General features: G+C 63.1%; 15 protein-coding genes. 6 read left to right on the plus strand and 9 right to left on the minus strand.

Annotation, left to right across the window (positions count from 1 at the left end; translation table 11 throughout):
- Positions 1–73: 73 nt before the first annotated feature.
- The 7 genes from Q7J44_RS21340 to Q7J44_RS21370 are packed head-to-tail and all read right to left on the minus strand — an operon-like array spanning position 74 to position 5,504.
- Entirely contained in the window at positions 74–1,252 is a 1,179-nt protein-coding gene (locus Q7J44_RS21340; RefSeq protein ID WP_304883102.1) for a lytic transglycosylase domain-containing protein, read from the minus strand.
- 4 nt (positions 1,253–1,256) lie between these two features.
- Positions 1,257–1,472 (minus strand): hypothetical protein, encoded by a 216-nt coding sequence (locus Q7J44_RS21345; protein WP_304883103.1) that lies wholly within the window; start codon positions 1,470–1,472, stop codon positions 1,257–1,259.
- On the minus strand, positions 1,469–3,865 hold the full coding sequence (locus Q7J44_RS21350) for a type IV secretion system protein B4 (protein WP_304883104.1): 2,397 nt from the start codon (positions 3,863–3,865) through the stop codon (positions 1,469–1,471). Before Q7J44_RS21350 ends, Q7J44_RS21345 begins: the two co-directional genes overlap by 4 nt.
- Positions 3,855–4,133, minus strand: coding sequence for a type IV secretion system protein VirB3 (locus Q7J44_RS21355; RefSeq protein ID WP_304883105.1), 279 nt, complete (start codon positions 4,131–4,133; stop codon positions 3,855–3,857). Before Q7J44_RS21355 ends, Q7J44_RS21350 begins: the two co-directional genes overlap by 11 nt.
- 9 nt (positions 4,134–4,142) lie before the next feature.
- Positions 4,143–4,433, minus strand: a complete 291-nt coding sequence (locus Q7J44_RS21360; protein WP_113901338.1) for a TrbC/VirB2 family protein — start codon at positions 4,431–4,433, stop codon at positions 4,143–4,145.
- A gap of 20 nt (positions 4,434–4,453) precedes the next feature.
- Positions 4,454–5,221 carry a lytic transglycosylase domain-containing protein gene (locus Q7J44_RS21365; RefSeq protein ID WP_370693056.1) on the minus strand — a complete coding sequence of 256 codons (768 nt, stop codon included), beginning with the start codon at positions 5,219–5,221 and terminating at the stop codon, positions 4,454–4,456.
- Positions 5,145–5,504 (minus strand): hypothetical protein, encoded by a 360-nt coding sequence (locus tag Q7J44_RS21370; protein ID WP_304883106.1) that lies wholly within the window; start codon positions 5,502–5,504, stop codon positions 5,145–5,147. The genes Q7J44_RS21365 and Q7J44_RS21370 overlap by 77 nt, the downstream gene beginning before the upstream one ends.
- Positions 5,505–5,699: 195 nt before the next feature.
- On the opposite strand from Q7J44_RS21370, the gene Q7J44_RS21375 reads away from it, so the two are divergent.
- The 6 genes from Q7J44_RS21375 to Q7J44_RS21400 all read left to right on the plus strand — a co-directional run bounded on the left by Q7J44_RS21375 (position 5,700) and on the right by Q7J44_RS21400 (position 10,982).
- Positions 5,700–5,978, plus strand: coding sequence for a hypothetical protein (locus Q7J44_RS21375; RefSeq protein WP_370693057.1), 279 nt, complete (start codon positions 5,700–5,702; stop codon positions 5,976–5,978).
- A gap of 178 nt (positions 5,979–6,156) precedes the next feature.
- Positions 6,157–6,810, plus strand: a complete 654-nt coding sequence (locus tag Q7J44_RS21380; protein ID WP_304883107.1) for a hypothetical protein — start codon at positions 6,157–6,159, stop codon at positions 6,808–6,810.
- 240 nt (positions 6,811–7,050) lie between these two features.
- Positions 7,051–7,896 carry a hypothetical protein gene (locus Q7J44_RS21385; RefSeq protein WP_304883108.1) on the plus strand — a complete coding sequence of 282 codons (846 nt, stop codon included), beginning with the start codon at positions 7,051–7,053 and terminating at the stop codon, positions 7,894–7,896.
- 209 nt (positions 7,897–8,105) lie between these two features.
- Complete coding sequence (locus Q7J44_RS21390) at positions 8,106–8,408, plus strand: helix-turn-helix transcriptional regulator (RefSeq protein WP_304883109.1); 303 nt, start codon at positions 8,106–8,108, stop codon at positions 8,406–8,408.
- A 55-nt stretch (positions 8,409–8,463) separates the two neighbouring features.
- On the plus strand, positions 8,464–9,831 hold the full coding sequence (locus Q7J44_RS21395) for an NAD(P)-binding domain-containing protein (protein WP_304883110.1): 1,368 nt from the start codon (positions 8,464–8,466) through the stop codon (positions 9,829–9,831).
- On the plus strand, positions 9,822–10,982 hold the full coding sequence (locus tag Q7J44_RS21400; protein WP_304883111.1) for an MFS transporter: 1,161 nt from the start codon (positions 9,822–9,824) through the stop codon (positions 10,980–10,982). Before Q7J44_RS21395 ends, Q7J44_RS21400 begins: the two co-directional genes overlap by 10 nt.
- Here Q7J44_RS21400 and arsJ read toward each other — a convergent pair.
- Together arsJ and Q7J44_RS21410 are read right to left on the minus strand one after the other, a co-directional pair.
- Positions 10,969–12,156, minus strand: a complete 1,188-nt coding sequence (gene arsJ / locus Q7J44_RS21405) for an organoarsenical effux MFS transporter ArsJ (RefSeq protein ID WP_370693062.1) — start codon at positions 12,154–12,156, stop codon at positions 10,969–10,971. The two genes, Q7J44_RS21400 and arsJ, sit on opposite strands and share 14 nt — an antisense overlap.
- 80 nt (positions 12,157–12,236) lie before the next feature.
- Positions 12,237–13,244, minus strand: a complete 1,008-nt coding sequence (locus Q7J44_RS21410) for an ArsJ-associated glyceraldehyde-3-phosphate dehydrogenase (RefSeq protein ID WP_304883113.1) — start codon at positions 13,242–13,244, stop codon at positions 12,237–12,239.
- Positions 13,245–13,246 lie beyond the last annotated feature (2 nt).

Consider the following 13,246-nt stretch of genomic DNA (forward strand, 5'->3'; position numbering starts at 1 on the left):
ACGGGACCTGCAAAAGCGAGGCCAAGCGCAAGTGTCGCGGCACCGGTGGCAAGGGAACGGGACAAGCGCTTGATCATCGCAAACTCTCCAAGGTGAAATCCATGAACTGCCGCTCGGCCGCTTGCGCGGCGGCCATGGCGAGTTGTTCCTCGCTGAGGGGCTGGGTGTGAGCGGCCTTGATCCGGGTCCGGATCGCGACCAGCCGGGCAAGCTCGGCCCGGGCGTAAGTGTTGAGTGCGATGGCCTCGTGCAGGTCTTCGGTCTCACCGATGCGGGTGATGATGTCCTGCACCCGCAAGGCAGCTGCGCGGACCGAGACCAACGAGTAGTCGCCGTAGACACCCGCCCCATGGGCGGAGAGACTGAAGCTCGCGTTCGCCAGAAGGACGGGGTCGATGGTTCCGAGCGCATCGATCCCGCCGACGGCGGCGAGGTAGCTGTTGTACTGCTGCGGGATCACCACGACGTAGTGTTGGGTTTCCGCGAAGGGCGGCACACCGCCATAATCCTGCACGTTGCCCGGTCCTGCGTTGTAAGCGGCAAGCGCGTGGATGATGTTGCCATCGAACATGTTCAGCATCATCGCGAGGTATCTCGCGCCACCCGCGACCTGCAGATAAGGGTCGTCATAATAGGCCGGGTTGATGCCAAGGTCGCTCGCCGTAGCAGGCATGATCTGAGTAAGCCCGAAAGCTCCTGCGGGGGAGCGCGCACCAATCTGGAACCGGCTTTCCTGCCAGATCAGCGCCTGCAGAAGGCAGCGCCACTGCACAAGTGACAAGCCCGCGCGGCTTACGCCTGGTAGTCCGTGGGTGTCGCGCGCGGCGCGGATGATCAGCTCCTCGATCCCTTCCCGGGCATCGCCGAACATCCGGGCTGCGGCCGGGTTGTTGTCCTCAGGCCCATAGAGGCTGGCCGCCGCGCTTTCGACGTCGCCCCCAGATCCCTGAACCGCACCCTGCCCCGCCTCCAGCCCGGCCACGGTGCCTGCGACATCGCCGGAGCCGAGGGACATCGCGTCCATCAGCCCTTCGAGGGAGGCGAGCTGCTGGCGCTCGATCTCGGCCAGCTCCTCCTCGCGTGTCAGCCGGTCCTGTTGCAGTGCCAGATCCTGGTCCGTCTGCTCGAGGATCGCCTGCCGTTCTGCGAAGAGCCGCAGGTCGAAGGTCGGCACGCCCTGGGCGACCGCTGGCCCCGCCGTGGGACCTGCTAGCGCGAGGCCGACCATTGAAAGGGAAAGCCAGGTCCGCATGCGTTCAGCCGCCCGCCCCCAGCATCACGAAATCGCAGGCCGAGTCGCGGCGCGTGACTGTGGCGCCCATGGTCGAGATCGTCGTCGTGGCGGCTCCCGACTGCGCGGGTGCGTCGCGAAAGTTGAAGCAGTTGGCCGCTGCGGGGTTATGCTGCGCACAGGCCGTCAGGGTCAGGCCGAGGCCAAGCAGCACGGCGCTGCGCATGATGGTACGGATCATGTCACTCTCCAGAAATCAGGGCGGTCACGGTAGTCAGGGCCGACAAGGGCCTGGCCCTTCTCCATGCCGCCAAGGATGGTCACGAGGGGGCCGAGCGCGCCCAGATCGGCGTCGATCACCACCGCGCCCCGGTCATCGCGCACGAGCGCGAGCCGCGAGGCGGAGCCGACGCCCAGGAGCACGTCGAGCTCCTTGTCGCTGAGACCCAGCATCGCGTAGTCGGCGGCCGAGGCGCGGATGTTGGGCAGGAGCACCTGCGTCGGTACGGCTTCCACGATGGTCTTGCCGGTCCGGGTGCGCTCGAGCTGGCTGGCATACTGGGTCATCATCACGACGACCGCGTTCTGCTTTCGCGCGGTCACCAGCCAGTTCGAGAGCCGCTCCGCGAAATACGCGTTGTCGAGGGCCTTCCAGGCCTCGTCGATCACGATGATCGTGGGCTTGCGATCCTCGATCACCCGCTCGACCCGGCGGAAGAGGTAGGACAGGACCGCCATGCGTTCCCGTTCGCTCTCGGAGTCGAGGATGCCGGTTAGATCGAATCCCGCGACATCAGCGTCGGTGCTGCCCCCGATTTGGAACGTGTCGTTTGCGTTCGCCCCGAAAATCCAGCCGTAGCGGCCCTCGGCGGTCCATTCCTGCATCCGCTCGAAGAGATCGCCGTCGTCATCGGTCGAGACGAGGAGCGAGGCGAAGTCCGACCAGTTCCTGAGCCCCGCATTCCCGGCGCTTGCGTTCTGGCGCACGACCTCCTGCAGGCGGTTGGTCTGCACCGGGGTCAAAGGCCTGTCGCGGCGCTCGAGGAGGCTTGCGAGCCAGTCAGCAAGCCAGGCCTGACCTCGGGCATCAATCTCGGTCTGCAGGGGGTTGAGCCCCGTGGGCCGTCCGGCGCGCACGGTCGAATAGCTGCCGCCAAGCGCGCGGACGGCCATTTCCATGCCGGCGCGGTAGTCGAAGACGAAGAGCCGGGCACCTGCGCGCCGGGCCATGGTCATGAGGAAAGCCGCGAGCACGGATTTGCCCGACCCGGGGCGGCCGAGGATCAGCGTGTGCCCGCCTGTGGGCTCACGGTCCGGCGCGCCCTCTTCGTGGAAGTTGAACCGGAACCCGCTGCGCTCTGGCGTCGGGAAAAGCGTGATCGGCACGCCCCACGGCACTTCCCGGCCAATCTTGCCGAGCGGCGTGCGATGGAAGGTGGCGAGATCCGCGAAGTTGTGGTTCGTGATCGCGGCCTTGCGGCTCCGCGCCCCGGTGTTGCCAGGATGCTGCGCCATAAAATGCGCCCGCGCCCCGAAGGCTTCTGAGATCAGGTTGATGCCGGAGGTGGCGGAGATGTTGCGGATCTCGGCCGCGATATCGTCGAGCTGGCCTCTGGTGCGCGCATAGACGGCCACCGTCATATGGTGTTCCCCGAAGATCAGGCGCTTCGATTCCAGATCGTCCTGTGCGAGTTCGAGTTCCTGCGCGAGGCTGACGGCCCCGTCATTGGCGGCCTGCATCAGGCGCAACTGCCGCTTGATGCGACCCGCCATAATGTTGGCATTGATCGGCACAAAGGAGTGTGTGACCACCATGTCGACGGGCAGGTTCAGCTCGTCGAGCATCAGGCTGTCGGTCTTGGCGGGGTAGTTCTTCACTGCGAAGATCGTGCCGAGCTTGTCGCCGACGGCACCGTCAGAGAGCGCGATGGTCGTGCCGCGGAAGGTGACGCGGGTATTGGCAACATCCTCGGCGATCACGCCGAGGCGCGATCGCGGGTAGAGCGGGTGCTCTTCGCCGGTGTTCAGAGATCCGAGGAAGCCCAGAAGCTCGCCGGAGCTGGCAGCAAGGAGGCGGGGTTTCAACTCATCGAAGGATGACAGGAGAAATCCCACGACCTCGTCGAGCTTTCGCAAGCGCCGGGTCGTGTCGGCTGCATGCCGGGCGCGTCCCGCGCTCAGGCCAAACGGCAGACGGCTGCCGGTCTCCGGGCGCTTCAGCACCGTCAGGGTCAGTGTCTTGTCGCGCAAGCCCGACCGACCCAGATGGGCCTGCCAACGTTGGTCAACGGCGGCGGCGAACCCTGCGCCCGGGATGGGCGGCAGGGTCACATCGACCGCTTTCGAGACCTTGTGCAAGTAGAAGGAAAACTCGGTTCCGACCTGCGCGACGATCCCGGCGAGAAGCCCGCCGATCCGGTCGAGATGCGCATCTTCGCTCGTGGTGCTGTTCACCCCCTCGAGCCGGATGCATTGCATCAGCTCATTGCCGCGGGTCCGGATCGTCCGGTCGGTGACAAGGCTGACGTAAGGCAGCATGGACGAGAGCCGCTTCTCCCCCTTGACCCAAGCAGGCAGTGCGGTGAGCGGATCAAGCGCGGCGGCCACGTCATCGGCAAGTCCATCACGGGGCATAGCTGTCGCCTCCGTGGAGCTTGCGGTTCGTCGTGGGCGGGGTTTCCTGCAAAGTGATCACCAGCACATCGAGGAAGTTCGGATCCCAGTCCGCGGCTTTCCAGAGCGCTGGCCAGGCCAGCCCCGCGAAAACGGCCACCACCCCGCTCTGTACCCAGAGAAACAGGAGCGTTGAGCCGAATAGCCAGACCATGGCGTACATGATCGGCAGGCCCATCAGCTTGGGCGGCCTGAGAAGGCCGATGAACACGCGGGACTGCTCCGACATGGTTCTTGCTCAGGTCGTCCAGATGGCGGCGACGATGGTGGGCGCCGCGGCGATGCCCGCGATCGCGACCACGACCCAGAGCGCCTGACGGAAATCGAGGATGCCGAAGAGCCAGGAGAGGAACACGCCGATCAGTGCGAGCGTGCCGATCACGATGCCCAACGGGCCGGTGATCGCATCGACGATGCCCTGCAGCAGTGTCTGCACCGGCGAGAGGTCAATACTCTGGGCGAGTGCCGGTCCCGCCAGCACGATTAGGGCAGCCGCACCGAGCGCGACAACGGCCCGCGTGTGAAACACAGTTTGAAGGTTCTTGGACGTCACGACAGGTCTCCTCTGAGCCGTTGGAACACGGCTGTCACACGGGCCACATGGCCTTGGGTTTCTGGGTAAGGGGGGATGCCGCCGTGGCGGGCGACCGCATCGGGTCCGGCATTGTAAGCGGCGAGCGCCAGCGCAGGATCGCCGAATTGCTCGAGCATCATCAGTAGGTAACGGGCCGAGCCGTCGAGGTTTTGCGAAATGTCGTGGGGATCGACACCAAGATCATTGGCCGTGCCCGGCATCAACTGACCGAGGCCGATGGCACCGACAGGGCTGAGTGCGCCAGGGTTGTAGGCGCTCTCGACCTCGATGTTTGCGCGGTAGAAGAGCGCCCAGTCCGTGACCGACAGACCCGCCTGACGAAGCGCGTCATGGCTGCCGTAGCGCAGTGCCGTGGTCTCGATGGCGTGGAGGATTTCTGGGGAGGCGCGGACGGCCCGCGGGGTTACTCGCGCAGCAATCTCGCTGGAGGAAGTCTCATCCTCGTCCGATTGCGGGGCCGCAAAGAGAAAGAGGCGATCGGTTTGCGCGGAGCCATCCCTTGAGAGGGTGCGTAGTGAGCTCGCATCTACTGCGGTGTCGATCAGCCGGCCATCCGGGCCGACCGAGAAGATGAAGCCATCAGCTAGGGCTGCCGGCGCGGAATAGACGCCGGTTCCGAGGGCAATCGCAACGGCGCAAACGCTGTCAGTTATCCGCGACCAGAACCGGACCAGTCCGGAGTGCGTCGACGCGCCCAGGCGCAGCGTGCCGTTCGCGTCCACCTTCTTCGAGCGGAATGCTGACGCTCTTGCAGCCCATCTCGGCGAGGAAGCTGACGAGGCCGACGATAGTCTTGAACTCGCGCACCTTGAGATAGCTGCGGCTGGTGACAAGCATCTTGTCTGCACGCCCGTCTTCCGCGACGGCGCGCACAACCCAAGTACCGTACCAGCTGTTATGGCGCTTCTCGCCTGCCTCCTTGCAGACCACCTCGAGGAGGTAGCCGTCGGCCAGGAGGCCGCGCAGACCGTCTTCTGTAACCACATTCGGGGCTTCTTCTATCATGGCCTTCCCTTGGGTCCTTTTCCTGCCTGAGGTGCAGCATCAGTCCCACGGGGTCGCAACACCGTGGGCGATACAAGACAACATAAATGATAGCAAGGCAATAATATTGAGTTGACGCAGATCGCCTTGCTCTGATAGCAGTGCTACAGGACGACATTACAACATTAAAGGCGCGAAAGGAGTTTTGCCCTGCACATGTTCTGTGCGCGCAAAGCAGCCTTCGTGCTGCTCGCCATGGTGGCATGGCCTCAGGACGCTTTGGCCTCCCCCTGCCTCCCCCCTGAGCGCCCCTACCTGCCCTCAACTCCGGAAGACATGCGTGCCTATGCCGACCTCCTGAGGGCGGATTTCGAAGGCTACATCGCGGGGGTTCAGGACTACTTCCGCTGTCTCGATGCAGAGCGTGCGCGCGCGTTCGCCGAGGCGCAGGAAGTCAGCGCCGAGTACGGGCGGTTTCTTGAAGCCGTCGAATAAGTGACCTGTATGACTTCCCCGGGGGAAAGGTACCAGTTTGGTGCATGAACCACCCTGCGAGCGAGGTTCCACGCCGGATGGCTTGCACGACCAAGAGCACAACATCAGCTGATTAAATCCGATTGCTGTCGTAAATGTTGTATTGTATCGGACGTGTAACTTTGCAGGGAGTCGATACATGAAGGTGCCAATACGATCACTCACAGCCCTGGGGGTAGCGCTTGCGGCAATCCTGCCGGGCACGGCTTCCGCCCAGAGCTACCAGGTTGATTGCGCCATCCTCCTCTGCCTCGCGGGTGGCTGGCCGGCTTCAGCGCCATGCGCTCATGCACGTGCTGTCTTCATCCAGCGGATCACGCCCTGGCCAATCGAGCCACCGCTCCAAATCTGGCGCTGTCCGATGGGAGTGGCGTTCGACGGCCCTGCACCGCTTTCTCCAATGGAACGGCTCTACGACATCACCCTCAAGGCCGAGCAGGCGATCAGCGTGCCGGATCCCACAGTTCCTCTCGTCCCGGTTCAAGCTGTCGAGCGTGCAGACGTCGATATCTCGGGTGACGAATTCGACTTCGTCCGGAGCATCCGGGTCTATCACATCCAGTTCAGCCAGCGCCAAAATCGTGATGGCGATTGCATCCGCTCTGACAGCACGCGCCTTGGTTCCTACGGCACCCAAGGAGACTATCACTGGGCACGTTCGAGTGTGGCCCAGGTTCCTACGGCATCTGACCTTCCTCGCCCTGGGGGCTGCGGATCCGTCAGCTACCGATCGGTCTTCGTCGATTGGCGGGACCATGCCGGCAACTACGGCTTCGAAGAAGTCCGATACTGAACCCTCCCCGGGCCAGCGTCGTGTTGGCCTGTTCCTTTAGCCACCTGCACCGGAGGCTGTGCACCGAACCCAAAAAGGGAAACGACGCCAGACCGAAAAGCCTGACGCCGCGCTAGATAAAACCCCTGAACACGGTTCTTCTAGCGCACTGTCTGAACACCTTCAACCAGCAAAGTATTTTTGCTGGCAAAAATGTTGTTTGCTCTCGGCATGGCATCGGAGTCCTCAGGAGACCCGACCATGGAACCAACGACCGGCCTGATCCTGCGACGGATCACTCAAACGGACCTTTCCGTATCCGCTCACAAGCTCGCAACGCTGATCCTCGATGGGATAGCGTGGAAGGACGGCTACAACGGCCTATCCCGCGGAACGGCCGCGTTCACTCTCACCACGTTGGCAGAGAAGATGGACGTGTCGCGTCAGTATCTGAGCGTCTTGCTGGGAGAACTCGAAGCGTCGAGCCTGAAGCTCGAGCGTGAGAAGCCGAACGGCAAGTATGCGCCTTGGCTCTTCCGCTTTGCAGCCTTTGATGAGAGCGAAGGCCCCCACGATGTCGTGTCAAAGGGACACGACACATCACTATCTAGAGAAGAATCTCACAAAACTATATTCTCTGGGCATATCAACATCGATGAAGCGCCTAACGTGTTCCGAACATGTTGGGCCGAACTGATCAAGGCCGCGAAGACGGCACTGCCCTGCTGGAACGTCGACACGCAGGCGATCTGGGAGCGGTTCCTTGCCTTTAACCGGGCACGTGGAAATGCCCGCGTTCCGGCTGGATACTTGCTCGGGTTCATGCGCCGTTGGCGGACCGGTTCGTCAAGCACGGCTCCAAAAGCTTCATCTGAGCCAGAACCGTTGGCCAAAGAAGATCCCAAGATGCAGGAGCTTCATGACCAGATCCGCGCCGCGCCGAGTTCCAACCGGGAGTTTCATGCATCGGATCTTTGTAGGCTGATTGGTCAGACCGCCTACGATGCTCGTGTCCTGGACGTCGTCCGACAGTTCGGCTGTCCAAGGTTTGCTGCAATCCTCGCGGTCCACGGACGTGCCGTAATTGAAGGAGAGATTGCCAGGTAGTACGGTGAACACGACATCGATCGTTTCAAGTGCCTGGCCCTGAACCGCGCTTCTGACAGTGTGCTGCAGCTCGCCAAGCAAGGCGTGTCGATGCGATGGAGATCAAGGACGCTCCCTTTTGTGGAACTGCTGGTCGATCAGAGGGCTAGAAAAACGCGCTTGCACTATATTTTCATAATGCTAGAAATACCGCAGAAGGAGTAACCTCCATGGACATCGACCTTGCGGCATCTCGCCTCGCTGCTCTTGGAAACTCGACGCGCTTGCGCCTGTATCGCTTGCTTGTGCGTGCGGGCGAGACCGGGCTTTCGATGGGCCAGATTCAGGAAAAGCTGGGCATTCCTGGTTCCACCCTGTCACACCACTGCCGCGCGCTGGTTCAGGTCGATCTGATCCAGCAGGAGCGGGCTGGCACCTCACTGATCTGCCGTACGAACTACACTGTGATGCGCGGACTGATCGACGATCTGGCTGCCGAATGCTGTGCCGATGCCTGCATCGCGAGCAAGTGAGCGCATGTCCTCAGCCTCCATATTTCGATATTTCTAGCAGAAAAGGAACAGCGGAATGACAAAGACAGTTGCGATCCTTGGGGCGGGGCCGGTCGGGCTTGCCGCCGCTGCGCATGTTCTGGAGCGCGGTATGCTCCCTTTGGTTCTCGAGCAGGGCGATGCCGTCGGTCACGCTGTCCGGGCCTGGGGCCACGTGCCGATGTTTTCAAACTGGCGCTACAACATTGATGCGGCCGCAGTACGCAGGCTTGAGGCGGCGGGCTGGAAACGACCGGATCCGGAGGCACATCCAACCGGGGCAGATCTCTTAACGGACTACTTGGAACCGCTCGGTCAGTCACTTTCGTCGTGGCTGCGCCTTGGTCGCCGTGTCGTGGCGGTCTCACGCGCGGGGATCGACAAGGTCAAGGATACGGGCCGTGAGCAAACGCCTTTCGTGATCGAAACCGAAGGGACGTCCGGCCCGGAATTGCATCGCGCGGATGCCGTGATCGACGCGACCGGGACATGGTTCCAGCCGAACCCGGGCGGTGCGGGTCGCCCTGTATCGGGCGAAACCGGCAACGCGCGGATCAGCTATGGAATGCCTGACGTGGCTGGGCAGGACAGGTCGCGCTTTGCTGGTAAGCAGGTTGCGGTGCTTGGCGGCGGGCACTCGGCCATTGGAACGCTGATCGCCCTGTCTGATCTGCCAGCTACGCAAGTGATTTGGCTTTGCCGCGCCCCTACGATCACGCGGGCCTTGGGCGGCGGAGGGGCTGACCAGCTGGCCGCGCGGGGTGCCCTTGGGACCGAGCTTGCACGGCTGGTAAAGGAAGGCCGCATCAAGCTGGAAAGCGGTTTCCGCCTTGCGTCCGTCGAAGGAGCCACCCCGCTGAAAGCGACCGCGATGGATGGCAGGCAGATTGAAGTTGATGAATTGGTAATTGCGACCGGCTTTCGGCCCGACCTCTCCATCTTTCGAGAGCTTCGGGTGTCTCTTGACCCAGCACTGGAATGCACGCCGACTCTGGCTCCCCTGATCGACCCAAACCAGCATTCATGCGGCACGGTCAGACCGCATGGGGCCCAGGAACTCGCCCATCCCGAGCCCGGTTTCTACATCGCCGGTATGAAATCATATGGCCGGGCACCGACTTTCCTTTTGGCAACAGGACATGAGCAAGTCCGGTCGATCATCGCAGCGCTTGCCGGAGATCACGCCGCCGCTGCCCGAGTTGAACTTGACTTGCCGGAGACGGGCGTCTGCAACGGCCCAGGTCCTCAATTACTGCAGGTCGTTGCTTCAGGCTGCTGCGGCGGGCCGGCCAAGACGCGGGCGGATGCCTGCTGCGCTCAGGATGAGGTGGCCAAGGAAAGCGGCACGTCGGGGTGCGGCTGCGGGACCAAGAGTGAACCGGACAAGGTTGCTGCATGCTGTTGACCCTGCCGCCCGCCCGTCGCGGCTGGATTGTCACGAGCCTTGGCATTGCCCAGACGATAGGTTGGGCGTCCAGCTACTACATCCCTGCCGTTCTGGCCGCACCGATGGCTTCCAGCTTTGGGCTTTCGCCTGTCTGGGTGTTCGGAGCGTTTTCCATGGCCATGGTGGTTTCGGCCACGATCGGGCCATGGGCGGGGGCGCGGATCGACCGGATCGGCGGGCGGGGCGTGCTGATGCTGTCGAACCTGCTCTTTGCCGCCGGACTGGCGCTGCTGGCGGCAGCACCTTCGCCGGTCGTGTTGTTTGTCGGATGGGCGATCATCGGGCTTGGCATGGGCATGGGGCTCTACGAGGCGGCATTTGCCTCGTTGGCAGGCATCTATGGCAAGGAGGCGCGGGGACCAATCACCGGCATCACCCTGATTGCTGGATTTGCCAGCACGGTGGGTTGGCCCCTATCAGGGCTGATGATGGCAACTTGGGGTTGGCGAGAGGCCTGCCTTGGCTGGGCGCTGATCCACCTCTTTCTTGCGCTGCCGCTGAACGCGCTTCTGCCCAGAGGATCGCAGAAGATCGCTGCCCCAATGCCAGACGCGGCAGAGGGACCACCTCCCCCACGCTTTGCGCTTTGGTTGCTGGCTTTTGTCTTTGCGGCAACCTGGTTCAATTCGACCGCCATGGCCGCGCATCTGCCGGGGCTCTTGCAAGCAGCGGGGGCCAGCACGGCCGTCGCCATCGCTGCAGGCGCCCTGATTGGCCCAGCTCAAGTAGCGGCGCGTATCCTGGAGTTCGGGTTGTTGCGGCGGTTCCATCCGCTGGCATCGGCCCGACTGGCGGCATCGGCCCATCCGCTGGCTGCGGTATGTCTGGTGGTTTTCGGTGGCCCCGCCGCCTATGGATTTGCCATATTGCATGGTGCGGGCAACGGTATCCTGACCATTGCCAAAGGCACCTTGCCGCTCGCCCTTTTTGGGGCAGCTGGCTATGGCGCGCGTTTGGGTTGGCTCAATGCGCCAGCCCGTTTGCTTCAAGCCGCCGCTCCCCTGATTTTTGGTGCGGCATTGGCGGCCTGGGGATTGCAGGCGATCTGGCTGACCGCCGGGGTCGGCGTTCTGGCGACCACGGCGCTGTTCCTGCTCAGGCGGACCTGAGCCTGCGTGCAGCCAGCCAACTGGCCAGTGCCATCACGCCTGCGGTCGTAAGGCAAAGGGGCAACCCGCCCAACTGATAGCTCAGGCCCGAGAGCAGCGTGCCGATCAGCCGGCCTGCGGCATTGGCCATGTAGTAGAACCCCACATCCCGCGTGATCCGTTCCGCCGATCCAAAGGCGAGGATAAGGTAGGAATGGACCGAGGAGTTCACTGCAAAGACAAAGCCGAACAGCAACAGGCCGCCGATCAGCGTGGCGGTCAGCCAAGGTGATGGCTCACCCGCCGCCCATGCCGCTCCGGCCAGTAGGAACGGGATCGGCACCAGAAGTCCGGCCCAGAGAATGGCTTTCCGCGCTGTCTCCGCCTCGGGCTGGCGCTTGCCGCCAAGAAGCCGAGGGGCGAAGGCCTGCACCGCTCCGTAAGCAATGATCCAGAGCGCGAGAAAGCTGCCGATCAGGAAGAACGCTTCACGCCGCCCCTCGGCCGTGCCGTCGGAAAGGACGGATTGGAAGTAAACCGGGATGCCGACGACAAACCACACATCGCGCGCACCGAAAAGGAACATGCGGGCCAGCGACAGGCGGTTCACCCGCGCGTCCTTCGACCGCCAGCCGCCCCAGGCTTCATCCGATTTCATCCGACCCGGAAGACCGGCGGGAAGGAACAGAACAACGGCAAGCAGGATGACCGCAAGCACCGCGGCCATGCCCCAGACCGCTGTCTGAAAACCTGCCAGAGCTAGAAGCGCCGCGCCGAGGAAGAAGCCCAGCCCCTTCACCGCATTCTTCGACCCGGTCAGCAACGCCACCCAGCGGAAAAGGCCTCCGTCCTCCTTGGGCGCCAGCAGTTTCACGGCGGATTTCGAGGACATCTTGGCCAGATCCTTGGCCACGCCCGACACGCCCTGCACCGCCATGACAAAAGCGACCGAGGCGGCGACACTCCAAGACGGATCAAGCTGGGCAAGTGCCACAAGTGCTGCGATCTGCAAGGCCAGCCCGCCATAGAGCGTTGCGGCCAAACCGAAGCGTGCAGCTAGCCAGCCGGCAGCGAGGTTGGTCACGATCCCCGCCACTTCATAAAGCAGGAACAGCCAGGCAAGCTGGATCGGCGTGAAGCCGAGACTGTTAAAGTGCAACAGCACCAGCATCCGCAACGCGCCGTCGGACAGCATGAAGGCCCAGTAGGCCGCCGTGACGGCAGCATAGGCGCGGAGCGGGTTCGGCGGCGGGACGGCCGTGGTCACGGCTTCGGTCACAGCGACCCCGCGACCATTCGCGTGATGTCGGCGAGGCGGCAGGAATAGCCCCATTCATTGTCATACCATGCGTAGATTTTCACCTGCGTGCCGTTGATGACCATGGTCGACAGCGCATCGATAATGGATGACCGCGGATCGTTGGTGAAGTCGCATGACACCAGCGGGCGCGTCTCATACCCCAGAATGCCATTCAGCGGTCCCTCTGCGGCGGCCTTAAACAGCGTGTTCACTTCCTCGACCGTGGTCGCCCGCTCCACCTCGAAGACGCAATCGGTCAGCGAGGCATTCAAGAGCGGCACCCGCACGGCGTGGCCGTTCAGACGGCCTTTGAGTTCGGGGTAGATCAGTGTAATCGCCGTGGCGCTGCCCGTCGTGGTCGGGATCAGGTTCAAGAGCGCCGACCGCGCGCGGCGCATGTCCTTGGCGGGGCGATCCACGATAGTCTGCGTGTTGGTCACGTCATGGATCGTGGTGATCGATCCGTGGCGGATGCCAAGCGCCTCGTGGATCACCTTGACCACCGGGGCGAGGCAGTTCGTCGTGCAGGAGGCCGCTGTGACCAGAGTCTGCGAGCCATCGTAAAGGTGATGATTGACGCCATAGACCAGGTTGAGCGCGCCACCGTCCTTGACCGGGGCCGAGACGACCACTTTCTTGACCCCCGCCGAATAGTAAGGCGCCACCTTTGCGGCAGTCTTGAAGACCCCCGTGCAGTCGATGACCAGATCAACGCCCAGTTCCGCCAGCGGCAGTGCTTCGATAGTCTTCTCATGCGTCAGCCGGATTGTCTGGCCGTTCAGAACCAGTGCTCCTTCACCGGCCGCGACCGGCGTGCGCCAGCGCCCGTGGACGGAGTCGAATTCCATCAGCAGGGCATGCTGTTCAGCATCGCCGACGGGATCGTTTAGCAGCACGATCTCACCGCCCGCACCCGTGTCGATCAAGTCGCGCAGGACAAGCTTTCCGATGCGGCCAAGGCCGTTAAGGGCGATACGAGTCATGA

Source organism: Pseudotabrizicola sp. (genome assembly GCF_030656345.1).
Taxonomy (GTDB): domain Bacteria; phylum Pseudomonadota; class Alphaproteobacteria; order Rhodobacterales; family Rhodobacteraceae; genus Pseudotabrizicola.

Excerpts from the sequence above, each read along its gene's own strand:
- Q7J44_RS21340 (WP_304883102.1), bottom strand. The coding sequence starts at position 1,252 with ATGCGGACCTGGCTTTCCCTTTCAATGGTCGGCCTCGCGCTAGCAGGT.
- Q7J44_RS21345 (WP_304883103.1), bottom strand. The coding sequence starts at position 1,472 with ATGATCCGTACCATCATGCGCAGCGCCGTGCTGCTTGGCCTCGGCCTG.
- Q7J44_RS21350 (WP_304883104.1), bottom strand. The coding sequence starts at position 3,865 with ATGCCCCGTGATGGACTTGCCGATGACGTGGCCGCCGCGCTTGATCCG.
- Q7J44_RS21355 (WP_304883105.1), bottom strand. The coding sequence starts at position 4,133 with ATGTCGGAGCAGTCCCGCGTGTTCATCGGCCTTCTCAGGCCGCCCAAG.
- Q7J44_RS21370 (WP_304883106.1), bottom strand. The coding sequence starts at position 5,504 with ATGATAGAAGAAGCCCCGAATGTGGTTACAGAAGACGGTCTGCGCGGC.
- Q7J44_RS21375 (WP_370693057.1), top strand. The coding sequence starts at position 5,700 with ATGTTCTGTGCGCGCAAAGCAGCCTTCGTGCTGCTCGCCATGGTGGCA.
- Q7J44_RS21380 (WP_304883107.1), top strand. The coding sequence starts at position 6,157 with ATGAAGGTGCCAATACGATCACTCACAGCCCTGGGGGTAGCGCTTGCG.
- Q7J44_RS21385 (WP_304883108.1), top strand. The coding sequence starts at position 7,051 with ATGGAACCAACGACCGGCCTGATCCTGCGACGGATCACTCAAACGGAC.
- Q7J44_RS21390 (WP_304883109.1), top strand. The coding sequence starts at position 8,106 with ATGGACATCGACCTTGCGGCATCTCGCCTCGCTGCTCTTGGAAACTCG.
- Q7J44_RS21395 (WP_304883110.1), top strand. The coding sequence starts at position 8,464 with ATGACAAAGACAGTTGCGATCCTTGGGGCGGGGCCGGTCGGGCTTGCC.
- Q7J44_RS21400 (WP_304883111.1), top strand. The coding sequence starts at position 9,822 with ATGCTGTTGACCCTGCCGCCCGCCCGTCGCGGCTGGATTGTCACGAGC.
- arsJ (WP_370693062.1), bottom strand. The coding sequence starts at position 12,156 with ATGCTGTCCGACGGCGCGTTGCGGATGCTGGTGCTGTTGCACTTTAAC.
- Q7J44_RS21410 (WP_304883113.1), bottom strand. The coding sequence starts at position 13,244 with ATGACTCGTATCGCCCTTAACGGCCTTGGCCGCATCGGAAAGCTTGTC.